We start from the raw sequence: 21,538 nt of genomic DNA, 5'->3' as shown, positions 1-21,538 counted from the left end.
TGACTATTAGATGCTTTCAGATTTTTTCAAAGCTCATTTTCCAAATCAAAAACGAATTAGGCAAGAAGTCTATTGCTTTTCTAGAGCTTTTGATATCTCTTCTAAATTGGAAAGAGGCTTAAGGCAAACGCCTTGATAGCACGTATAAAGAGTTGTTTTTCCATCAATTGGCACCTTATCCCTTATGTAGGGAAGAAGAGAGGTTAGTTCTTCATCCTGAACCCTTTTAACGATTATAGCTTTATGTGGAATAAAGTTTTGGTAAATGAGTTGTAGAATTCGATCTTTATTATCTTCCTTCTCATTTAAGGCGATAATGAAAGTCGGCATACGCGTATTATAATAGCGCTGCAATGCGATCAAATGGTAGCAATAGCCGGGTGAATAAACATCAAGGTATTTATTAACAGCTTTAAAGATATCTTCGGCTTGCTCAAGATAGTTAGGATTGAGGGTGATTTGGTAAAGGCGGATTAAATTTTCTGCGTGCACTGCATTAGCCGAGGGTTCAGCGCCATCGGCAAAAAGACAGCGTCTAATTAAAAGATGCTGATGCTCTTTTCCGGAGCTAAAATAAGCCCCGTTTTCTTCCTTGAATTCGTTTTGCAAGATATTTGTAAGAGCAAGAGCCCATTTAAGATAAAAGACGCCTCTATCGGCTTCAAATAAAGAAATTAGCCCGTGGATAAGATAAGCATAATCATCTAGACTTCCCTGATACCTAGGCTCATTATCCCTCCATCTTCTATAAAGAATCCCTTCTTTCCAGAGATATTTGTAGATAAACTGAGCGGAGTTTTCAGCAGCTTGCAGATAGCGTTCTTCGCCGAACGCTCGTCCGGCTTCCGCAAGAGAAAAAATTGTAAGTCCATTCCAGGCAGTTATGATTTTATCATCTTTTATGGGTTTTACGCGGGTTCCCCTCTCTTCTAAAAGCGCCTGTTTTTGAAGGGTCAATAACTCTTCCAGCGCATGAAAATCAGCTCCTTTATGGCTTGCAAACTCAGGTAAAGGAACCGGAGTGTTCAGGATATTTCTTCCTTCAAAATTCCCTTCATGGGTAACGCCATAATATTCTACAAAAAACTCTGACTCTTCTTGCCCTAAGATTTTTTTTATTTCTTCTTCTTCCCAAGTATAGTAATACCCTTCTTTTCCTTCCGAATCGGCATCTTCTGCGCTATAGAAACCGCCTAAGCTATTTGTCATAGTCGTAAGGATATATTCGATGATCTCCTGAGCAACCTTTTTATAAAGAGGCTGCTTGCCCGCTTGCCATGTTTCTAAATAACTGAATATAAGAAGCGCATTATCATAGAGCATCTTTTCAAAGTGGGGAATAAGCCAGTGTTCATCCACGCTGTATCTTGAAAATCCGCCCGCTAAGTGGTCGAAAATGCCGCCGCGGTGCATCATATCGAGAGTGCGTTGCACAAAGAAAAAAGATCTTCCATCCCCTGTCGTCTTAGCAAAACGAAGTAAGAAGTTATACTGATAGCCGATTGGAAATTTTGGAACTCCCTTCATCCCCCCATACACAGGGTCTGCAAGTTTTAAGAGAATATCAATAGTAGAGTCAATCACATCTTTTTTTGGGAAATCAATCCCTTTGGTGTGAGCATTGTCTTGAAAAACTTCAACGATGCGCTCGGCTTGACTTAAGATTTTTTTCCTATCATCGCTCCACCAAATGTGTCTTATCCTTTGCACAAGCTCAGAAATGCCCATCAGCCCATGCTTCGAAGTGGGCGGCATATAAGTGGCTGCAAAAAAAGGCTCCAATGAGGGGGTTAAGATAACATTGAGCGGCCAGCCGGCAGCCCCTGACATCATACTTTGGGCAAATTCCATGTAGAGCGAATCCACTTCGGGAAGCTCTTCCCTATCAATTTTAATATTAATAAAGGTTTCGTTTAACATTTCCGCGATTTCAGGATCCTCAAAAGACTCCTTTTCCATGACATGGCACCAATGGCAAGTCGAATAACCAATAGAAAGCAAGATGGGCTTATCGTTTTCTTTCGCAGTATTAAAAGCTTCTTCACCCCAAGGGTACCAATCCACGGGATTATGGGCGTGCTGGAGCAAGTAAGGGGATTTTTCATGGATGAGGCGATTTGTGTAGCGAGGTTGTTGCATAGATGCCTTTTTTAAAGCTGGAAGACTTTTTTAGCCTTTCAAAGATTTCAAAGCTTCCGTGGAATAACCACTTCAAAGCTTTATTCCTAAAGCAAAGTCCTTTAAGGGGTGCCTTTTTTAAAATTAATCGCTTGGTACTTTGATACCTTGCTTTCTTGAGAGAATCAAGAAGTTTTTAAAAGAAGCCAATAATTTTTTGAATCATAAGCAAAAATCATATTTGCTGTTTTTTTATTTTTTAAATTAAAAATATGAAAAACCAAAAACAAAGTTATTATTTTAAAAATTTAGTTACGTTTCATTTTGAAATAGATAAATAAACCTAAAAATGAATAGAAGTCCCTTTTCGGGAAATTATCAATATTCAACTTGAGTTTTTATCTTGCGAAGTATATGAAACGAATCTTCCTAATACGTTTATTTATTTTGGCAAGATGTTTCACAAAAAGGCTTAGCACCCTATGGATAGCAGCAAGAATAACAAGCCCTGTTCGGCAAATCCAACCAAAAACCGAAAAACTCTGCTTCGCGTCATCAATGGAATTGCTCTGACACTCATCGCAAGCATCGGGGTTCTCTTACCGATTTCTCCCGCAAAAGCTGAAAAGCCTAAAACTGAAAGAGCCGGCTCTCCCCTCACGCTTCTCTCCGATGAAATAGATGATTTGGGAGATAATCGAACAGACGATGACATGGAATTTATTAAAATTCTTCAGGAGCAAAGGCTCGCTCAGAATAAGAAAATTAAAATCTTGCGCAAAGAGTTAGAGTCGACAAAGTCTCGGCTTGAAATGTTAAAGTCAGATCTTATGGTTAAAGGCTATTCAGCCGAAAAAGTTTTGAAAAATCGAATCCAGTCTTTAGAAGATGAACTTTTAAAAATTAAAGATGAGACAAGCAACTTAACAAGCGCCATTGTTTCAAAAGAAGAAGCTCTTGAAACAAAAAAACATGAGTTGCATGCCGCAACAACGATTTTCATGGAAACAAGCGCTCGTCTAAACGAGCAGCTAAGAAATGCTGAAAATCAAATTGTGGCCATCAACCATCAGCTGACAATCGCAAATGAACGGCTGCTTGAAAAAGACGCGGAATTACAAATTGCTCATTCCTGGCAAGAGGATTTAAGTCATGCCGAAACAAAAATTAAAGAGATGCAAAAGCATCTCGAAAGAGCTGAAAGCCTCTACCGGCAAGAAAAAAATAAAGCGGATCTTTTGACTGAAGCTCTTCAAGAGCACTCCTTTACAAGACGCGAGCTTGAAAATAAATACGCTGAACTTGAAAAGACACTCGAAGAGGAGAAGGTGGAAGCTCTTTATCTTGTAGAAGCCTTAGAAAGTAATATTCAAAATCTTGAACAGAAAGAAGATAAAGTTAATAGCTCAATTTACGACCTCACGGTTCGCCTCCATCAAGTGGAGCTAAAAGGGGCTGATTTAAAAAAGGACTTACTCTCGGCTAAAAAAAATTATATTGCTGAAAATGAAAAACAGACTTCTTTGCACCAAAATCTGACTCAAGAATTAAAGGAAAAAGACTCCTTGTCCAAAGAATACCTGACAACTTTTCAGATCAGCATTCTAAATTTGGAAGATCAACTTGAAGCCGCTAAAATGAGAATTAGGGAGCTTGAAGCTTTAAAAGAAAAAGCGGATTCAGCGGATGGATTTCAATTAAGCTTGGCTGAAAAAGAAAAAGAGCTAAAAGATCTTAGCCATAAGCTTCAAGAAGAAATTCGAAATACCTCTTCCCTTCAAAGCGAGCTTGAATCTGCAAACGATCTTCACGCAAGCGAAAAAGATGAGCTTCTTAAAGGGATTCAAGCTCACAGAAAAGAGCTAGAAGAAGCTAAAACAGACTTAAAGCTTCTTTCAGAACAATTTTCTGCCATGACAGGCATTTTTGATCATTTTGAAGAAGGCGTTCGATCAAAAATCAGTGAAATGGAAAATCAAATCCACTTTTTTGAAAATGAAACTAAAAAAGAAGAAGCATGGAGAAAGCATCTTGAAGCTAAACTCGAAGAAAAAGAAAAAGAACTGCTAAATTTTGCTTTTCTTTTTGAGAACCGGGAAGAAGAATTAAAAGAAGCTATAGCACAGAAAGAAAAAGAGCTGGAAACAGAACAAAGCCAAACCTCCGATCTTGAACTTTATTTAATGGAAGCCAAAGAAGAGCTTGCTTCCTTAAAAGAAAACCAAAGACAAATCCACACGGAAAAAGAAGAGTTTCAAAAAGAGATTCATTTAGCAAAAATCCGAATCGATGATTCTCAGGAAGTCATTACTTACCTTAGAAATGAGCTTAACGACGCCTTAAGCCATCTTGAGGAAGAGCGTAGTCTTACCGAAAGATTAAAAAATGAGCTCGCCCAAAACGAGGAGTCTCAAAAGAAACATCAAGAGACCTTAGATTATGTGGCAGAACTTGAGTTCTTACTTGACCAGACCGACATCACAATTCATGAAGAAAGAGAACAAATTCTCGCGCTTAAGGAAACTCTTACAAAAGCTCTTGATGAAAAAAAACATCTTGAAGCTTACCTAGACCAATATGAAAATGCAAAAGCTAAACTTAATCATCTTGAGATAGCTTTAAATGAAGCGAGCGAAAGCACAAAGGCCATGGGTAGCCAAACTACCTCTTTAAGGGAGCAGCTTGAAGAAGCCCAAAAAGAAAAAGAAGTTTTGAGAGCAAGCCTTGAAGAATTTGAAAGATACAGAAATCATGCAAACGAATTGCAAGAAGCATTAAGCAAAGCCAATACGGCATTAGACGAAAATTTCTCGCAAATTCAACTTTTAAAAGATGAGCTTTCAAAAACTTTAGAGTTTCAAAATGTTTTAAATGAAAAATATGAAGCTAGCCTAAGGGAACTTGATCTCGCTAAGCAGAATCTTGCAAAAGAAGAGCTTGAATCAAACGAGCTAAAAAATCGATTAGATGACCTTGTATTAAAGCAAACAGAAGCAAATAATGTAAGTGTTGCTTTGAGAAACGATCTTGAAAGAAGCTATGCCCTTCAAGAAAGCGAAAGAGAAGAAGCTAAAAAGAAATTAGATGAATTAGAAGAGACATTAAGAAATCAAGAAAGAGAAAAATCCAACGCAGATGATCTTATTAGACATTTAAAAGATGAACTCCAAAAAGAAGAAGCTGAGAAAATTGAAGCTCAGCAATTAGTCTTAAAGCTTAAAGATATGCAAGAGCTTTATCATCTTGAAAAAGAAAAAACTGAATCTCTACTTACTAAAATTCAAGAGATTGAAATGGAAAAAAATCAGGAAGTTCAAAAAAACCATGCCATGATGGAACATTTAGCAGAAGTAATGGATGAAAGCGAGCACTCTAAACGCGGCATTAGCCATCTAGAAGATCAATTAAAAAATCTAACCGCCATTGAAATGGAAAAAAATCAGGAAGTTGAGAAAAATAACTCCCTCATTCAACGGCTAAATGCAGCTATGGAAGAAGTAGAGTATTCCAAAAATTATGCACAAGAACTCGAAGAGCGATATAAGACCCTTTCGTCAATTGAAATGGAAAAAAATCAAGAAATGCAGAGAAATCATGCTCTAATGCAGCAGCTGCATGATGCCATGGAAGAGCTTGAGCATTCTAAAAATCATACTCAAGAGCTAGAAGAAAAATTTAGTAGATTCTCCTCTTTAGAAATTGAAAAAAATCAAGAAATTGAGAGAAATCAGATTTTAATTCAAAAGCTAACTGAAGCCATGGAAGAGCTTGAGAAAGCAAGAAACGATCAACAAGCTTTAGTTTCCAAAATCAATCACCTAGCCGAGGAAGAGAGAAATTCAAAATTGCTTGCTGCAAAAGTGATTGACAATTTCGAATCCGCTTTAAATGAGCTTTCTATCGAAGAAAACACTTCCCGATCCTTAAGAAATTCTTATGACGATTTACTGATGTCCTATCAAATTGAGATTGAAAAAAATCAGGAGCAAAATCAAAGGCTTCAAGATTTAAGAAATCAAAATGAAGATCTCATCCGGGAAATTAACAAGGAAAGAGAAATCACTTTTCAATTAAGATCGGAACAAAATCGTCCCTTTTTTCATGATGAGGAATTTAATCAATAATCAGGCTTTTTAAGAGAAGGGTTTTATCCCTTCTCTATTTCGACTTCGGCCAAATAGATAGCACTCTTTTTTAATTGCGAAGAGTAATAGCAGACAAATAAACGATTCCCCATTAAAACAAGACCCGGATAGCCGCTATCGCCAAAACTTGGCAAAACCAGCAGTCGATTCCACTTGTTGTTTTCATATTCAAATAAAGTAGTTTTCTCAAAAATGCCATAAGGATTGATCTGAAGAAGCCTTCCCCCAATAATAGCTTTATTTTCTTCAGTAAGAACTACATTTGGACTGGCAAGATAGAAGGGCGCTTTTTCAAAATGCCAATCTTCATAGGGGTAGGAAGAGGTGCCAACTAAAAGTTTTCTATCCTCGCGATCCTGTCTTATGAAAACAGTCATTTGGTCTTTAAGGATATATAGACACGCCTCACTCGGCCTTCCCTTAAAAGGCCAATCTACAACTTTCTTAAAAAATTTCCCCTCTGAGGAAGTATGCAAACTTGCACTCCATGGCTTATATCGATCGCCCGGGACTGAAAAACGGTAGGAGGCGGCATAAAAAGATTTTTCCTCCTGAATAATACGCCAAAGCCATTCCCCCTCTTCTGCAATTAAAAAGAAAGGGCTAAAGATACGACCCTCTAAAGATCGGCAGCTAAGGGATAACATTCTTTTTTTGGAATTTAAACTTAAGGCACAAACATAAAGCATTAAGGATCCGTCGTTATGAATTAAAAACTTCGGATCTCTTAAATCAAATTCTTTATCATGCAAGAGAGCAACAGCATGCCAGTTTATGGCATCATGGCTTTGTAAAATCCGGATCATGCCGGGTTCAGTATCAGAATGCAGGCTAGCTTCCCTTAAACAAACAAACCACTGATTTTGGAAGCGGATAATATCTGGAAAAGCATTATGAGGAGCAAAGTCCCAAATTTTTTTATTGGATTTAAGATAGGCTTTCATTGAAACTCAATAATTTAAGGTTAATTGAAAGCAGCATAATCTTAAAAATACGTCTTTCATTATTGAAAAACTATAAATTTCTCAAGGACGAGGTTGATAAGAAAGTTTAAAGATTCATTATACATAATGAATCTTCTTTCATTAGCAAATATTTTCAAGCTGTCTTTCTTCAACACGAACAGCTACTAAGTTGGCTCCTTTCTCGATGAGAATTTTTTCTTCTTCAGGATCTATTGAAAATTGTCTTCCACACTCTAGACATCGATGGTTTTGTTTTCCATGTCTTGTATATCCGTTTTTCTTATACGCTTGGGAACTACATTCTGGACACGCAATAGTCACGGCACACCTCTCCTTGAGAAAATTATGATATAGACTTTCGAATCGATTCAAAAACAATTATTTTCACATCAAAGTTTGTTTCGAAAATCTTGTTATTACTGTCTCTTTAGTTTCAATAATAGAAATTCCAATTGTGTCTTTCGTTACTTTTATTTTTGCCGTCACTTCTAAATATTTTTTTAAGATTGTTCTTAAATAAAAAATAAATGTTTCCAATCCTTTAAATATTTACGACAAGACGTATACCGCTCTTTTCTAAATTAGCTCAAGTAAAAGTTTTAGAATTTTCTATTTTTAGAACCGATGGCAGCGCTATTTCACAAGAACTTATTGCAAGAACAAGAAAACTCATGAGAAAATAGAAGTAAATTTAAACGATATTAAAATAGAATTTAAAACTAATGAATCTATTTTCTTTGAAAAAAATTAGAGTGAACTGCTTTTATAATTACTAGGAAAATTAAAATGTCTAAAAAAATTGAACGGCGCTAAAGGTGGTTTTTTTAAATTTCCTAATACTTAACATGAATCCCGAACTTTTTTTGCAAAAGACACCTATTTCTTTTGAGGCTTATGACTTTAGAACCAAATCTCCTATCTCTCATTCATAAATCCCCCATTTTTCCACCCTTTCCGGATATCCAAAAAAATGCCGAAGTAAAGAATTTTGAAGAATATGAGCATCTTTACGAGAGCTCTATTCATCATGAAGAGGCCTTTTGGCTTGAACAAGCAAAAACGCTGGATTGGATGCGATTTCCAAGTAAGGGTCTTGAGTATAATTGGAGTAAAGATGAAGTTTGGCATCGCTTTTTTAGCGATGGAGAACTCAATGTCTCTTTTAATGCCATTGATCGTCATGTGCGGAATGGCAAGAAAGATAAGCCCGCCCTCATTTGGCAAGCTGAAGATGAATCCGAACATCGCACTCTCACCTTCGGACAATTGAAAGAAGAGGTGGAGCGTTTTGCCAATGTTTTAAAAAAGCATGGCGTAAAAAAAGGGGACAGGATTGCAATTTACATGCCGATGGTTTTAGAGCAAGCCGTCGCGATGCTAGCTTCTGCTCGAATCGGCGCCATTCATTCGGTTGTTTTTGGCGGCTTTAGCAGCGAGTCATTAAGTTACAGATTAAAAGATGCGGATTGTAAACTTATAGTCACATCCAATGTTGCCAAAAGGGGCGGAAAGATCATCCCTCTAAAAGAAATGGTGGATAAAGCGCTTCTCGAACCTTGTTCTTGTCAAAAAGTAATCGTTTTCCGAAGAGATGAGAGGCTGACTCCCATGGTAGCCGGGAGAGATCTATGGTATCATGAAGAAATGGCCTCCGTTTCTCCAATCTGTCCGCCGGAACCATTAAATGCCGAGGACCCTCTTTTTATCCTCTACACCTCCGGCTCAACAGGTAAACCTAAGGGTGCGCTTCATACGCAAGGCGGGTATTTACTTCATGCAAGTCTTTCCCATCGCCTATATTTTGATATAAAAGAAAACGATGTTTATTGGTGTACGGCAGATCTTGGATGGATAACAGGGCATAGTTATGTGGTTTACGGCCCCCTTGCAAATGGAACCACGACTCTTCTTTTTGAAGGAACCCCGACTTTTCCGGATCCTGCCATTTTCTGGAGAGTGATTAACAAACATCAAGTGACTAAATTTTACACAGCACCCACTGTCATCCGATCCCTTATGAAAGAAGGGGCCTCTTTAATCAATCCGGATCTATTAAAATCCCTTAAGCTTTTAGGAACGGTCGGCGAACCAATCAACCCTGAGGCCTGGATTTGGTATTATGATAATATCGGTCAAAATAAATGCCCTGTCATTGACACTTGGTGGCAAACAGAAACAGGCGGTATTATGATCGCTCCCCTTCCAGGCTGCCATAGTCTTAAACCGGGATCAGCTTCCTATCCTTTTTTTGGCATCAAGCCGGGAATTTATGATGAAGAGGGTGAGCTATGCGTTCATACAGGAGGCGGGCTCTACATCGAAAAACCTTGGCCCGGAATCATGAGGACTCTTTGGGGAGATCATAAAAAGTTCATAGAAACTTATTTTTCAAAAAAAGTAGGGGCTTATTTTACAGGAGATGGTAGCATCCAAGACGAAGCCGGCTGCTATTGGCTTCTTGGAAGAATGGATGATGTCGTTAATATTTCCGGACATAGAATTGGAACGGCTGAAGTTGAAAGCGCTCTTGTCTCACATGTGGCTGTGGCTGAATCGGCCGTTGTTTCTAAACCACATGAGATAAAAGGCGAGCTTCTTCTAGCTTATGTGATTTTAGTAAATGGCTTTTTACCAAGCAAAGAACTTGAAGAACAACTAAAGCAGCATATTAAAAATGAAATTGGAGCCATTGCGGTTCCGGATACGATTAAATTTGTGAGCTCTCTTCCAAAAACAAGATCGGGGAAAATCATGAGACGATTGCTTCGATGTATTGCGAGAGGAGAGCTTGATAAAATGGGTGACTTAACCACTCTTGCCGATCCTAATGCTATTGAAGAATTGACAAAAGACAATTAATTTTGGAGGCTTATGAGGCTATATTTCCACTCCCCCTCTTTCGATTCGCAGCTACTTCGCGTAGCATCCTACATTTACTTTGGGGCAAGCGATCTCGGAGAATGCCTGTCAACTGCCGCAAGAATTCATGAAAATGATTATGATAGCTGGCAGATGGAATGGAGCAAACTTGCCGAACGATTGATGTCCGAGGGTATCGAATCTGAAAGAAAAGGGCACCTTATAAGCGCAAGAGATTGTTTCTTAAAAGCTTCCAATTACTATAGGACGAGCTTGTATTTCGATTATCGTCCCGAAAAAAAGGAACGCTTGAAAGAAGGTTATGATTTGCATGTTCAAGCTTTTAACAAAGCTTCCTCTTATTTCGCACATACTGCAGAACCTTTAAAAATCCCATTTGAAGGCTTTTACTTGCCGGGCATATTTTATTCTATCGATAAAAGCAAAGAGGTGCGCCCCTTAATTATCTGTACAGGCGGCTATGACAGCACCCATCAAGAAGCTTATTTTTCATTTGTTCCGGCAGCCTTGCAAAGAGGCTATAATGTCATCAGTTTTGATGGTCCGGGGCAGGGCGAGCTTCTCATTAAAAAAGGCCTTCCCATGAGGCCTGATTGGGAAACTGTGATTCGAGCCGTTATTGATTTTGCTTCCAAAAGAGCCGATTTGGAACTCTCTAAAATCGCACTTTATGGATCAAGCTGGGGAGGCTTTTTAGCTCCGAGAGCTGCTTGTTTTGAAAAAAGAATCGCCTGTCTTATTGCTAATCCGGGTCAATATGATGCGATGGACAATGTTAGACGAGCCCTTTCTCAAGATAATGAAGGCTCTTGCCCTGAGTGGGAAGAGTTCATGCAAGCTGCCATGAAAGATAAGCACTTTGGAAATAAAATCCAGACAAAGATGTTTATTCATGGGGTAGAAACCCCTAATAAATTATTGCAGGAATGGCAAAATTACACTTTAAAAACAATTGCTGAAAATATCACTTGCAAAACGTTGGTTTGCGATTCAGAAAATGAAAATTTAGCTCCTGATCAGGCCAAAAATTTATTTGATCTTTTGACATGCCCTAAAGAATACCTTCTTTTTAAATCTTCTGAGGGAGCCGGAGAGCACAGCGGTTTTGGAAATTTAAGCCTTGCCCTTCACCGCATCTTTGATTGGCTGGACACTCAATATAATAAAGCTCAAATCATGGATGAGCTCGATTGTGAAAAGCAAGAAATCATTTCACTAGGATACATAAAGTAAAAGACTCTTAAGATAATCGCCTTCAGGGTGATAAATGCTTATCGGGTGATCTTTTGCAAGTTCATGGCGGCCAATAATACGAACCTTTCTTTTGGCTTCAAGGGCTGCTTGAAAGATCACTTGCTGGAAAAGATCAGCATTCACATGATAAGAGCAGCTGCAAGTCAATAAAATAGAACCCTTCTTAGCTTTAGAAAAAGCCAAGCGGTTAATATCCTTATACCCTCTGCAGGCCGCATCCACATCTTTTCTTAGTTTTGCAAAAGCCGGAGGATCTAGAATAACAATGTCATAATCCAAGGGTTTTTCACGTAAGAAAGTAAATACATCATCAGCAATAAACTCATTTTCATTATTGCTAAAGCCATTTAAAGCCACATTTTCCCTCGCAAGTAAAATGGCTTCTTTTGATATATCCACCGAATCGACTTTAAGAGCGCCCCCTTTTAAGGAATAGACAGAAAATGCGCCTGAATAACAAAAAGCGTTTAAAACCGTTTTGCCCTTAGAAAGCTCCGATATCTTATTTCTCATTTCACGGTGGTCTAAAAAGAACCCCGTTTTTTGCCCTTTTTGGATGTCTACTTTGAATGAAAGACCATTTTCTTTGATAACGAGTTCTTCATCCCATTCGCCATAAAGAAGTCCCTCTTCGCTTTTTAAACCTTCTTTTTTTAATGAAGGAAGATTCGACTTCTCGACAATAGCCTTCGGCCTCATATGTTTGATAATTAAATCAATAATTGTCTTTTTTAGCTTGCGTATGCCAAGCGTCCCAATCTGCAGGACAACGACCTCATTAAATCGATCAATAATAAGGCCGGGGATTCCATCTCCTTCGCTATTGATGACTCTATAAGCGGTTGTCTCTTTTCCTTTAAAAAGCTCTTCTCTAAGTTCTAAAGCCTCTTTAAGATTCTCTTCGATCGCGCGCTCGCATGGGGTGTCATCAAAGGAGAGCATGCGGACTGTAATATCGCTCTTCCGATTGACATAGCCATGCCCTAAAAGCTCTCCGCTTTCAGAGTAAACAGGTAAACCTACTCCATCTTCACAAGGGCTTATTTCTTTGATGGCTCCGGAGAAAATCCAGGGATGTCTAAATTTAACAGCGCGCTCTTTGCCTTTTTTAAGGATAACTCTATTCACTATAAACCTCCTTTTGGAACATCAAAAAAAACGCCTGCCAGGTATAAAAGCCAGCCTGCTATAAGTAGAAGGCCGCCAATTGGGGTTATAGCTCCAAAAATTCCGATTTTTGATAAAGCGAGCACATACAAACTAAAAGAAAAAATAAAGGTTCCAAGCGCTATGCTCAAAGCTGCATAAGAGAAAAAACCGGATGGAAAAAATAGCAATGTTATTGCTATAAGAATTAAAGCCAAGGAATGAATAAGCTGATAGCGAACGCCAACATCAAAGGCATCTAAAAACCGCTCTTCTATTTTTCCTTTCAGCCCATGTGATCCAAAAGCTCCTAATATAACACCCGTTAAGGCGAAAAAAGCTCCTACAAGCAAATAAGGTTTTGCGATTGCCAGTTGTTTGAGATCCATAAGGCCTTCATCTGTTAAAAGTTTAAAAATTCGAAAGAGACTATAAGGTTCAAAATGATAAACGATCCAATAAAAGATTCACAGTGTGTTTTTCAGGGTGTTAAATTTGATGTCTATCAAACCCAAAAAAAATCGAGGGAGGGTAATATTTTAAAAAAAGAATTTATAGCCCACAACGGGGCAGTTGTGATTTTGCCTTTTTTAAATCAAAATGAAATCCTCCTTATCCAAAACCATCGCTTTGCAGTTAATGAGACACTATTTGAATTGCCTGCCGGAACTTTAGAGATGGGAGAAGAGCCAATGAACGCAGCTTTTAGAGAACTTGCCGAAGAAACAGGCTATGAAGCAAAGGTTATAGAGCCGTTAAATCAATTTTTTACCTCTCCCGGGATAAGCAACGAGAAAATGTTCGCTTTTGTGGCGACGGATCTCAAGGAAACTCTTCAAAACTTGGATGAGGGCGAAGAGATCGAAGTGACCAAAATGTCTTTTAGCACGGCCTTAGACCTCATAAAAAATGGGCGAATCAAAGATGGTAAAACGATTTCAACCCTTCTATACTACAAGGCTTTTAAGAAATAAGTTCTTAATTGAAAAGGCGATATTTGAATAATCTAGCGTGCTATGTTTTATCTTTGGTAGGTGCCCATAAGCTCGGCGCGCTCTATGATATGATTTTCCATTTCCTTCAATAACTCTTCTTTTGAGCCGCCATTTTTGAGCTGGAGCACGGTATCAAGCGCAAAAAGAGTGATATAGTAGCGGTGAGCTTTTCCATGCGGAGGACAAGGGCCTTTATACCCAAAACTGCCGAAACCGTTTTTCCCTTGATGAATCAATTTTTCGCCTTCAGTAATTTCAGTCGTTGTGGGATGGATATTCCAAACAATCCAATGATCAAAAACACCGGATGGGGCATCCGGGTCTTCCATAATTAGAGCAAAGCTTTTGCATCCCATGGGAACATCGAAAATTTCAATAGAGGGAGAGACATTCTCGCCTTCGCAAGTATACTTTTTAGGAATAGGGGCACCATTTTCGTAAGAGCGGCTTGTAATCCTCATACTACTCCTTGTCTCCTTCAGCGCCCGGGTCAATTTTTTCAACTTTCTGACCTCTTTTTAATCTCTTATCCTGCAAATGGTTTAATGATTCTTGAAAGGAATAAAGCTTATCCCAGAAAAGAGAATTCTGTAAGGCAAGAGCTTTTTCCTCTTTGTTTTTTCTTTTCGAAGGGTTTTCAAGATGGGTAATTTCCTGCCAGATTTCATTGGATAACTCTTCATCTATATCAAGTTTTCCTTTCCCGAGAGCTTCTTCTTCAATGATGTCTTTAAAAGCTTGAATCGCTTTAATAAACTCATCATACCCTTTAAAAAATTCAGCCTGATTTGTTGCATTCTTACTAACTTCGCCTTCAAACTTTAAAAGCTTTTCTGTAGCAGAAAGGGTTTGATTGACTTTTAGATCGATATTGTCTGTCATTTATTGATCCTCTAAAAAGATTCACTATTAATTACATTTTAATCTTTTTTTTGTTTATTTGATTAAATTTAATAAATGTTATAGAAAATGTTTTAAAGACATTAAATAACAATTACTTATATTCACTAGATTTATCTCTTAAATAAGAGCTATCGACAGAAATAAGAACTTCCTTCATGATAGATGTAATTTAAAACCCTTATATTTAATATTATGAAATCCTCTTCAGAAGAAACTAGCTGGGAAACCTCAAGCGACTGGTACAAAAAAGCTGTTGGTGAAAAAGGGCATTACTACCATCAAGCCCTTATTATTCCTAACCTATTAAAAATGCTCCAGCTTGAAAAAACTTCATCGGTTTTGGATTTAGCTTGCGGACAAGGGGTTCTTGAAAGAGCCATCCCGAAAGAATGCTCTTATTACGGGGTTGATATTTCCCCTTCGCTTATCAAGGAAGCTGATAAGAAAAAGTTGAGCCGGGAGCATACTTTCCTTTGCCAGGACGCAAGCAAACCCTTGCCTATTAAAGGCAGGGAATTTACACATGCCGCCATCATTTTAGCTTTGCAAAATATTCTGGACCCGGGATCCGTGATAAAAAATGCTTCTAGACACCTCTCCGAAAAGGGATCTTTCATACTTATTTTAAATCATCCATGCTTTCGAATACCAAGGCAATCTTCTTGGGGTGTAGATCTTCAAAATAAAAAACAATATAGAAGAATCGATAGCTACATGTCAGAGTTATCAATTCCAATTACAACCAATCCTGGTAAAAGTAATTCTCCAAACACGCTTTCTTTTCATAGGCCTCTCTCTCATTATATAAGTTTGCTTTCCAAAAATGGATTTCTTATCAAAGAAATTGAAGAATGGTGCTCTGATAAAAAAAGTGAAGGGCGATCAGCTAAAATGGAAGATCGAGCACGTAAAGAAATCCCTCTATTTATAGCGATACATGCCATAAAAGTTTCTTAATTTATTAAAAGAGACCAATAAAATTTGATTGCAGAATTCAAATTGGTTTATTAATGTTCTATTTACTTGTCAACCGTTTCTATTAAATATTGATTCGAAAATACAAACAATTAAAGGTGAAAAATGAGCGCATCAACGTCAACTGTAGCTGGACCTACATGCCATGATTGCAAAATTGGGGCTCAATTCGACAGAATGTTATCCCGCCCCTTAACCACAACAGACCCTGACCTTGCTTCCTTTTCCTCTCTGCAAGGAAGATTGGTTTCTCTTGTAGAGTTGGGCCACACACTTGTAAGAGAACCTTATCGGGCTTTTAAAAACCTTCTATTAGTCATTCAAAAAATTTATGAATGGGTTCGAATGTTTTTTGAAACCTTATTCGGAGAGCATACTTGGGGGGAATTTGGAGCGGTCTCAGAAGATCTTGGAAGCACTCTTGTCGCTCTTCCAATGCGCGCTGCGACATGGTTTATGGATTTATCCAAACTCTTTGCAGGTATTTTTGTTCCGGCAGCCGCCATCAGCACAGAAACTACGCCTCCTTAAATAATTCAAGAAGAGGAAGGTGTCTTTACTTTCCTCTTTTTAAATTTGAATAAAATAACCCTCCTTGATTAAAGTATCTTTCCTGGAATAGACTCTTCCGAAACTCGCTTTGATTGGAAGAACGGGCTGATTTTATGCAAATTTTTTGATAAATTTTGAAAGCATAGGATAACCTATACATGAAAAATTTAGGGAAAAAGATGCCAAAAACAGCTATTTTAACCATTGAATGGAGTTTCGAAAGAAATCTAATGTACCCCATACGACCTCTCTCTTTATTCTAAAAATTCTTTAGGAGTCCGGCTAATGATTTGTGAAAATGATCACATCAAGCAAGATGCATTACAGAGAGACTTTGTTTTTGATTTTGAAGAAGCTCTCATACAATGTGAAAGAATCTTTTCAAGACCTCTTGCAACAAATAATTTGGTGAAGTACAACTCCTTCTCCTCTTGGAGAGGCAGAGCCATTTGCCTCGTCCATGCCGGCAAATTGCTTGTTAGAGAACCTTTTAGACTAGTTAAACATGTCATCACGATTGTGATTCATTTAGCCACCCTTTGCTTGGACTTATTAAATTTTCTTTTCTCGGAAGATGCTCGAGAAGACATGCTTGGACGTATAACCTCAAATCTCTTTTATATTGTAAACTTGATGGTAAGGCCGATCGCTTTTGCTTTAGACCTTTTAAAGCTTCTTGGAGGCTTTTTTATTCATCCGGGTATGGCCATAACAGCTATAAAAATTTAAAGCTTCTTACTTTTTTCCTTGCGATTTACGAGAAATTCTCTATCATTCAATTTTTTTTTGGAAAATATGATGGGAAAAGAAAACATAGAACTTGGCAAAGAACCTCTTACTCTAGAGATTGCAAAAAAATTAGCTTCAAAGACGATTCTATCTATAAATAAAGAAGCTTTAAGAAGGGTGTCTGAAAGCAGATCCTTGGTTGAAAAAAAAGTAGCTGAAAATAAACCCGTTTATGGCATCAATACCGGCTTTGGAGTCAATGCCTCTATTTCCATCCCGGGCAAAGAATTAAAAAAGCTTCAGGTTAATATTATCAGAAGCCATGCTACAGGGTTTGGGAACCCCTTAAGCGCTGAAGAGTCGCGCCTTTTACTCTCCCTTAGGCTTTTTACACTTCTTAATGGCCACACCGGCGTTTCAAGCGAGCTCTGTCTTGCTTTAAAAGATCTCTATCATTCAGAAATTATCCCTCTTATACCTGAAAAAGGATCGGTTGGCGCAAGCGGCGATTTAGCGCCGCTCGCCCATTTAGGTTTAAGCCTTATTGGAGAAGGCTCTGTCTTTCTTGATGGAAAAAAGATAGAAGCAAAAGCGGCTCTTAAAAAAAAGGGATTAAAACCTTATGTTTTAAAAGAAAAGGAGGGTCTTGGCCTTATTAATGGCACACAAGCCATGTTATCTGTCGGCTCTTTAGCTCTATATGAAGCTCTAGAACTTTTTTTTAAAGCCAACAAAGTGGCCGCCCTTTCTTTTGAAGCTTTAAGAGGCAATGTCGATGAGTTAAATCCCTTAATCCATAAAGCAAGAAAACAAATAGGGCAGATTGAGTCCGCAAAAGATATATTAGGGCAGCTTCAAGGATCTTCACTTCTTTCAAAAAAAACAAAGCGAAGATTCCTTCAAGACCCTTACTCTTTAAGATGCGCCCCTCAAGTGCATGGCGCTTCTTTTGATTTCCTGAATTTTTGTAAAACAATTGTAGAAAGGGAATTAAATGCCTCAACAGACAACCCTCTTGTTTTCTCTAAAGAAGGCCTCATCCTAAGCGGCGGAAACTTTCATGGAGAGCCTTTGGCCATAAGCTTTGATACGGCAGCTATTGCAGTTTCAGAATTTGCAAGCATTTCGGAAAGAAGACTTGAGCTTTTACTAAATCCTCATTTTAGCGGCCTCACCCCTTTTCTTGCCATTAACCCGGGACTTGAGTCGGGATACATGGGGTTTCAGTATTTAAGCGCAAGTCTTGTTAATGAAAATAAAGTCTTAAGTTCCCCGGCAAGTGTAGACTCCATTCCCGGAAATGGCGGGATTGAAGACCATGTCTCTATGGGGATGACGAGTGCAAGAAAGCTTAAGCAAATTGTTTATAATGTCAAAGTCGCCCTCGTATTGGAGGCTATATCTGCCGCTCAAGCGATTACGCTTGGAAAGTTAAGCCATAAGCTTGGTAAAGGAACTAAAAAAACCTTTGATCTCATTCGAGAGGAAGTTACACCTTTAACAGGTGATAGAATTATTTCAGAAGATGTCCAAAAAGGACTTATCTTTATTAACAAATTATAAGAGGCTGGCATGGCTTTAGCAAAAAAATCCTGTGAACCCTGCAATAAGAACACTCCTACCTTAGAATTGGAGGAACAAAAAATCTTTTTAGAAGGTCTTGATAAGGAATGGAAAATCAAAAATGGCGAATACCTTGAAAGACACTATCGTTTTCCTGATTTTAAAACGGCCTTAGACTTTGTCAAAATGATTGGAGATATTGCAGAAACAGAAAACCATCATCCGGACATTTTTCTAACCTATGGCAAAGTGTCTCTAAAAATTTGGACTCATAAGGCCCAAGGGCTTACCAAAAACGACTTCTATCTGGCAGCTAAATATGACGCCGTAACCCCTTAAATAATTGATGATATAAATGGATATCGACGCTTTTTTTAAAACGTATGCGAACCACCCCTGCTACAAAGCGCCAAGAGGAGCTACGCTTCATGCAAAAAGCTGGCTGACAGAAGCTCCCCTTCGTATGCTTTTAAATAATTTAGATGAAGAAGTGGCAGAAAACCCGTCCGAGCTTATTGTCTATGGCGGGAATGGACAAGCCGCAAGAAGCCGAAAAGACCTTGAAAACATCATCAAAGCTCTTCTTGTTTTAGAAGACGATGAAACCCTTCTCATACAATCCGGGAGGCCGGTCGGAATTTTGCCAACCCATCCCTTAGCGCCAAAAGTGCTTCTTGCAAATAGCAACCTCGTCCCCGCATGGGCAACCTGGGATAACTTTTTTAAGCTTAAGGATAAAGGGCTCATCATGTATGGGCAAATGACAGCCGGCAGCTGGATTTATATCGGCACGCAAGGGATTGTCCAGGGAACCTATGAAACCTTTGCCGAGCTTGCAAAACAAAAATTTGGCGGCTCTTTAAGAGGAAAGCTTGTTGTCACAGCTGGCCTTGGAGGAATGGGTGGAGCGCAGCCACTTGCTGTCACTTTAAATAAAGGGGTCTGTCTTGCCGCCGATGTCGATAAAAGCAGAATTGAAAAAAGGCTAAAAACAAGATACTTAGACGTTTTTGCCAAAAATTATGAAGAAGCGATCGCTTTGGCCTTAGACCATAAAAAGTCTGAAAAGCCTCTTTCCATCGGTATTGAAATGAACGCTGTTGATCTATTGGAAAAACTGTTGAAAGACCATATAATTCCGGATGCAGCCACCGATCAAACCTCGGCTCATGATCCTATCAATGGGTATATACCCCAGGGCCTAGATTTAAATGAAGCCAAGCGATTAAGAGAAAGCGATCCTAAAAAATATCGAGAAGCTTCTTTAAAAAGTATGGCTTTACATGTAAAAGCGCTTCTAAAAATGCAAAAAATGGGGACCGTTGTTTTTGATTATGGCAACAACATCAGAAACTTTGCCTTTGAGGGCGGGGAAAAAGAAGCTTTCAATATTCCGGGATTTGTTCCTGAATACATAAGACCTCTTTTCTGTGAAGGGAAGGGTCCTTTTAGATGGGTGGCATTATCGGGCGATCCTGAGGATATTGCGGTAACAGACGAGGCCCTTTTAGAATTATTTAAAGAGGATGAGCACTTAACCGAATGGTTAAAGAACGCGAAAGAAAAAATAGCGTTTCAAGGGCTGCCTGCAAGAATTTGCTGGCTTGGGATGGGTGATCGAAAAAAAGCAGGTTTACTTTTTAATCAACTTGTCCGTGAAGGAAAGGTAAAAGCCCCGATTGTGATTGGAAGGGATCATCTAGACGCAGGCTCTGTCGCCTCTCCTTATCGAGAAACAGAAAATATGAAAGACGGTTCAGATGCCATATCCGACTGGCCTCTTTTAAATGCTTTAACTAATACAGCAAGCGGCGCCACCTGGGTCTCTTTTCATCATGGCGGAGGGGTTGGAATGGGCTTTTCCCAACATGCTGGGATGGTAATTGTAGCAGACGGGTCGGAAACACAAGAAAAAGCGCTTGCTAGAGTTTTAAATAATGATCCCGCCCTAGGCGTTATTAGACACTATGAAGCAGGTTACGATGAAGCCAAAGCGGCCATGGAAAAGCATCCCATAGACTTGCAAAAACGAATCAAAAAAGGAATTTCTTAAATTGAAAGAAACCGCTCAATCCTTAATTGGACCTTTTAAAGAAGTCGTTACGATGGAGGGTCTTCCTTTGGAAGGCCCTTTAAAGGATCAAAGTGTGCCGATTGTCAAAGAAGGCGGTATCCTTCTTGAAAATGGGATTATTCTAGAAGTTGGTCCTTTTGAAGATCTAAAAAAAAAGGTTAATGGCTCCATCTCGCATCTTCCTTTTCCGGCCATTGCCGTTCCGGGATTTATAGATTGCCATACGCATCTTTGCTTTGCGGGATCAAGGGTTTCTGATTATGCAAAACGAGTCTCTTCGATGAGCTATCTAGAAATCGCAAAAGCAGGGGGCGGGATATTAGACACAGTTAAAAAGACAAGAGCTGCCTCAAAAGAAGAGCTTATCGTTTCCTTAAATAAGCGATTGGAAGAGGTGATCTCACAAGGAATAACTTCATTGGAAATAAAAAGCGGTTATGGGCTTACGCTTAACGATGAGATTAAACAGCTCGAAGCCATTAAAGAAGCTAGTCTAAAAAGCCCCTTAACTATCATCTCCACTTGTCTTGCAGCCCATATCTGCCCACCCGAATTTTCATCTAGCAAAGCCTATCTTGATTTTCTAATGAAAAAAGTTCTTCCTTTAGTGAAAGAAAAAAACTTAGCGAAACGCGTTGATATTTTTGTCGAAAATGGAGCCTTTGAAGTTGAAGAAAGCATTTTCTATTTAAATTTCGCAAAGACCTTAGGGTTTGAAGTTGTGGTTCATGCCGATCAATTTCATCCGGGCGGCTCGAACGTTGCAAAAATAACCAAAGCCATCAGCGCCGATCATTTAGAAGCCTCAAGCGAAAAAGATTTATTGGAATTAAAAGAGGCGGGTGTCATCCCGGTTGCTCTTCCCGGCGCTTCAATTGGCCTTGGAATGGCGTTTACAAAAGGAAGAAAAATTTTAGATCTTGGCATGCCTCTTGTGATCGCCTCTGATTGGAATCCAGGCTCTGCCCCGATGGGAAACCTGCTTGCGGAAGCGGCGATCTTTGGCGCTTTTGAAAAATTAACCATCTCTGAAACGCTAGCTGCCATAACATCAAGAGCCTCTCACGCTCTTTCTTTAAAAGATTGCGGCATTCTTAAAACCGGATACAAGGCTGATTTTACCATTTTTGAAACAAGCGATTATCGAGATATTTTCTATTACCAGGGAAGCTTAAAACCTTCTGCTACCTATATAAAAGGCACTCAAGTCTTTTCCAAAGATAAATTTTGATTGCTTAA

18 protein-coding genes are annotated in these 21,538 nt (G+C 38.8%); 11 read left to right on the top strand and 7 right to left on the bottom strand.

Annotation, left to right across the window (positions count from 1 at the left end; all coding sequences use genetic code 11):
* Window positions 1–69: 69 nt before the first annotated feature.
* Window positions 70–2,139 (bottom strand): thioredoxin domain-containing protein, encoded by a 2,070-nt coding sequence (locus CSEC_RS02770; RefSeq protein WP_041016886.1) that lies wholly within the window; start codon window positions 2,137–2,139, stop codon window positions 70–72.
* Between the two features lie 461 nt (window positions 2,140–2,600).
* Here CSEC_RS02770 and CSEC_RS02765 point away from each other — a divergent pair, with 461 nt between their 5' ends.
* On the top strand, window positions 2,601–6,242 hold the full coding sequence (locus CSEC_RS02765; protein WP_041016885.1) for a hypothetical protein: 3,642 nt from the start codon (window positions 2,601–2,603) through the stop codon (window positions 6,240–6,242).
* Between the two features lie 23 nt (window positions 6,243–6,265).
* On the opposite strand, the gene CSEC_RS02760 is transcribed toward CSEC_RS02765, so the two are convergent.
* Window positions 6,266–7,207 carry a hypothetical protein gene (locus tag CSEC_RS02760; protein WP_041016884.1) on the bottom strand — a complete coding sequence of 314 codons (942 nt, stop codon included), beginning with the start codon at window positions 7,205–7,207 and terminating at the stop codon, window positions 6,266–6,268.
* Between the two features lie 141 nt (window positions 7,208–7,348).
* The gene (locus CSEC_RS02755) at window positions 7,349–7,549 is read right to left on the bottom strand and encodes an IS1/IS1595 family N-terminal zinc-binding domain-containing protein (RefSeq protein ID WP_041016883.1); all 201 of its coding nucleotides are present in this window, start codon (window positions 7,547–7,549) and stop codon (window positions 7,349–7,351) included.
* 573 nt (window positions 7,550–8,122) lie between these two features.
* Here CSEC_RS02755 and acs point away from each other — a divergent pair.
* Window positions 8,123–10,087: an acetate--CoA ligase gene (acs, locus tag CSEC_RS02750; RefSeq protein WP_041016882.1), complete on the top strand. Its 1,965-nt coding sequence runs from the start codon at window positions 8,123–8,125 to the stop codon at window positions 10,085–10,087.
* 12 nt (window positions 10,088–10,099) lie between these two features.
* Window positions 10,100–11,341, top strand: coding sequence for an alpha/beta hydrolase family protein (locus tag CSEC_RS02745; protein ID WP_053331712.1), 1,242 nt, complete (start codon window positions 10,100–10,102; stop codon window positions 11,339–11,341).
* Here CSEC_RS02745 and CSEC_RS02740 read toward each other — a convergent pair.
* Together CSEC_RS02740 and CSEC_RS02735 are read right to left on the bottom strand one after the other, a co-directional pair.
* Complete coding sequence (locus CSEC_RS02740) at window positions 11,324–12,490, bottom strand: class I SAM-dependent rRNA methyltransferase (protein ID WP_237559199.1); 1,167 nt, start codon at window positions 12,488–12,490, stop codon at window positions 11,324–11,326. The two genes, CSEC_RS02745 and CSEC_RS02740, sit on opposite strands and share 18 nt — an antisense overlap.
* Window positions 12,490–12,897 carry a DUF423 domain-containing protein gene (locus tag CSEC_RS02735; protein ID WP_053331711.1) on the bottom strand — a complete coding sequence of 136 codons (408 nt, stop codon included), beginning with the start codon at window positions 12,895–12,897 and terminating at the stop codon, window positions 12,490–12,492. The genes CSEC_RS02740 and CSEC_RS02735 overlap by 1 nt, the downstream gene beginning before the upstream one ends.
* A gap of 54 nt (window positions 12,898–12,951) precedes the next feature.
* On the opposite strand from CSEC_RS02735, the gene CSEC_RS02730 reads away from it, so the two are divergent.
* Window positions 12,952–13,482 carry an NUDIX hydrolase gene (locus tag CSEC_RS02730; protein ID WP_041016880.1) on the top strand — a complete coding sequence of 177 codons (531 nt, stop codon included), beginning with the start codon at window positions 12,952–12,954 and terminating at the stop codon, window positions 13,480–13,482.
* Window positions 13,483–13,529: 47 nt separating this feature from the next.
* Here CSEC_RS02730 and CSEC_RS02725 read toward each other — a convergent pair whose 3' ends face one another.
* The gene (locus CSEC_RS02725) at window positions 13,530–13,964 is read right to left on the bottom strand and encodes a YbhB/YbcL family Raf kinase inhibitor-like protein (RefSeq protein ID WP_041016879.1); all 435 of its coding nucleotides are present in this window, start codon (window positions 13,962–13,964) and stop codon (window positions 13,530–13,532) included.
* A 1-nt stretch (window position 13,965) separates the two neighbouring features.
* Entirely contained in the window at window positions 13,966–14,385 is a 420-nt protein-coding gene (locus CSEC_RS02720) for a hypothetical protein (protein WP_041016878.1), read from the bottom strand.
* A gap of 213 nt (window positions 14,386–14,598) precedes the next feature.
* Between CSEC_RS02720 and CSEC_RS02715 the strand changes: the two genes are divergently transcribed.
* The 7 genes from CSEC_RS02715 to hutI all read left to right on the top strand — a co-directional run bounded on the left by CSEC_RS02715 (window position 14,599) and on the right by hutI (window position 21,530).
* Window positions 14,599–15,363, top strand: coding sequence for a class I SAM-dependent methyltransferase (locus CSEC_RS02715; protein WP_041016877.1), 765 nt, complete (start codon window positions 14,599–14,601; stop codon window positions 15,361–15,363).
* 123 nt (window positions 15,364–15,486) lie between these two features.
* Window positions 15,487–15,912 (top strand): hypothetical protein, encoded by a 426-nt coding sequence (locus tag CSEC_RS02710; protein ID WP_041016876.1) that lies wholly within the window; start codon window positions 15,487–15,489, stop codon window positions 15,910–15,912.
* Window positions 15,913–16,218: 306 nt separating this feature from the next.
* Entirely contained in the window at window positions 16,219–16,662 is a 444-nt protein-coding gene (locus CSEC_RS02700) for a hypothetical protein (RefSeq protein WP_041016874.1), read from the top strand.
* 69 nt (window positions 16,663–16,731) lie between these two features.
* Window positions 16,732–18,225, top strand: coding sequence for a histidine ammonia-lyase (hutH, locus tag CSEC_RS02695; RefSeq protein WP_041016873.1), 1,494 nt, complete (start codon window positions 16,732–16,734; stop codon window positions 18,223–18,225).
* A 9-nt stretch (window positions 18,226–18,234) separates the two neighbouring features.
* The gene (locus tag CSEC_RS02690; protein ID WP_041016872.1) at window positions 18,235–18,564 is read left to right on the top strand and encodes a 4a-hydroxytetrahydrobiopterin dehydratase; all 330 of its coding nucleotides are present in this window, start codon (window positions 18,235–18,237) and stop codon (window positions 18,562–18,564) included.
* Window positions 18,565–18,580: 16 nt separating this feature from the next.
* The gene (gene hutU, locus CSEC_RS02685; RefSeq protein WP_041016871.1) at window positions 18,581–20,278 is read left to right on the top strand and encodes a urocanate hydratase; all 1,698 of its coding nucleotides are present in this window, start codon (window positions 18,581–18,583) and stop codon (window positions 20,276–20,278) included.
* Between the two features lies 1 nt (window position 20,279).
* The gene (gene hutI / locus CSEC_RS02680; RefSeq protein WP_041016870.1) at window positions 20,280–21,530 is read left to right on the top strand and encodes an imidazolonepropionase; all 1,251 of its coding nucleotides are present in this window, start codon (window positions 20,280–20,282) and stop codon (window positions 21,528–21,530) included.
* The last annotated feature ends 8 nt before the right edge of the window (window positions 21,531–21,538 follow it).

Origin of the sequence: Criblamydia sequanensis CRIB-18, from assembly GCF_000750955.1 — a bacterium.
In the GTDB taxonomy this organism is placed as follows: Bacteria; Chlamydiota; Chlamydiia; order Chlamydiales; family Criblamydiaceae; genus Criblamydia; species Criblamydia sequanensis.
This window is presented reverse-complemented; position numbering and strand designations above follow the sequence as displayed.

Bases quoted from the DNA above. Each gene is read 5' to 3' on its own strand.
- CSEC_RS02720 (WP_041016878.1), bottom strand. From the start codon at position 14,385: ATGACAGACAATATCGATCTAAAAGTCAATCAAACCCTTTCTGCTACA.
- CSEC_RS02765 (WP_041016885.1), top strand. From the start codon at position 2,601: ATGGATAGCAGCAAGAATAACAAGCCCTGTTCGGCAAATCCAACCAAA.
- CSEC_RS02715 (WP_041016877.1), top strand. From the start codon at position 14,599: ATGAAATCCTCTTCAGAAGAAACTAGCTGGGAAACCTCAAGCGACTGG.
- CSEC_RS02770 (WP_041016886.1), bottom strand. From the start codon at position 2,139: ATGCAACAACCTCGCTACACAAATCGCCTCATCCATGAAAAATCCCCT.
- CSEC_RS02725 (WP_041016879.1), bottom strand. From the start codon at position 13,964: ATGAGGATTACAAGCCGCTCTTACGAAAATGGTGCCCCTATTCCTAAA.
- CSEC_RS02690 (WP_041016872.1), top strand. From the start codon at position 18,235: ATGGCTTTAGCAAAAAAATCCTGTGAACCCTGCAATAAGAACACTCCT.
- CSEC_RS02710 (WP_041016876.1), top strand. From the start codon at position 15,487: ATGAGCGCATCAACGTCAACTGTAGCTGGACCTACATGCCATGATTGC.
- CSEC_RS02700 (WP_041016874.1), top strand. From the start codon at position 16,219: ATGATTTGTGAAAATGATCACATCAAGCAAGATGCATTACAGAGAGAC.
- CSEC_RS02745 (WP_053331712.1), top strand. From the start codon at position 10,100: ATGAGGCTATATTTCCACTCCCCCTCTTTCGATTCGCAGCTACTTCGC.
- acs (WP_041016882.1), top strand. From the start codon at position 8,123: ATGACTTTAGAACCAAATCTCCTATCTCTCATTCATAAATCCCCCATT.
- hutU (WP_041016871.1), top strand. From the start codon at position 18,581: ATGGATATCGACGCTTTTTTTAAAACGTATGCGAACCACCCCTGCTAC.
- CSEC_RS02730 (WP_041016880.1), top strand. From the start codon at position 12,952: ATGATAAACGATCCAATAAAAGATTCACAGTGTGTTTTTCAGGGTGTT.
- CSEC_RS02735 (WP_053331711.1), bottom strand. From the start codon at position 12,897: ATGGATCTCAAACAACTGGCAATCGCAAAACCTTATTTGCTTGTAGGA.
- hutH (WP_041016873.1), top strand. From the start codon at position 16,732: ATGGGAAAAGAAAACATAGAACTTGGCAAAGAACCTCTTACTCTAGAG.
- CSEC_RS02760 (WP_041016884.1), bottom strand. From the start codon at position 7,207: ATGAAAGCCTATCTTAAATCCAATAAAAAAATTTGGGACTTTGCTCCT.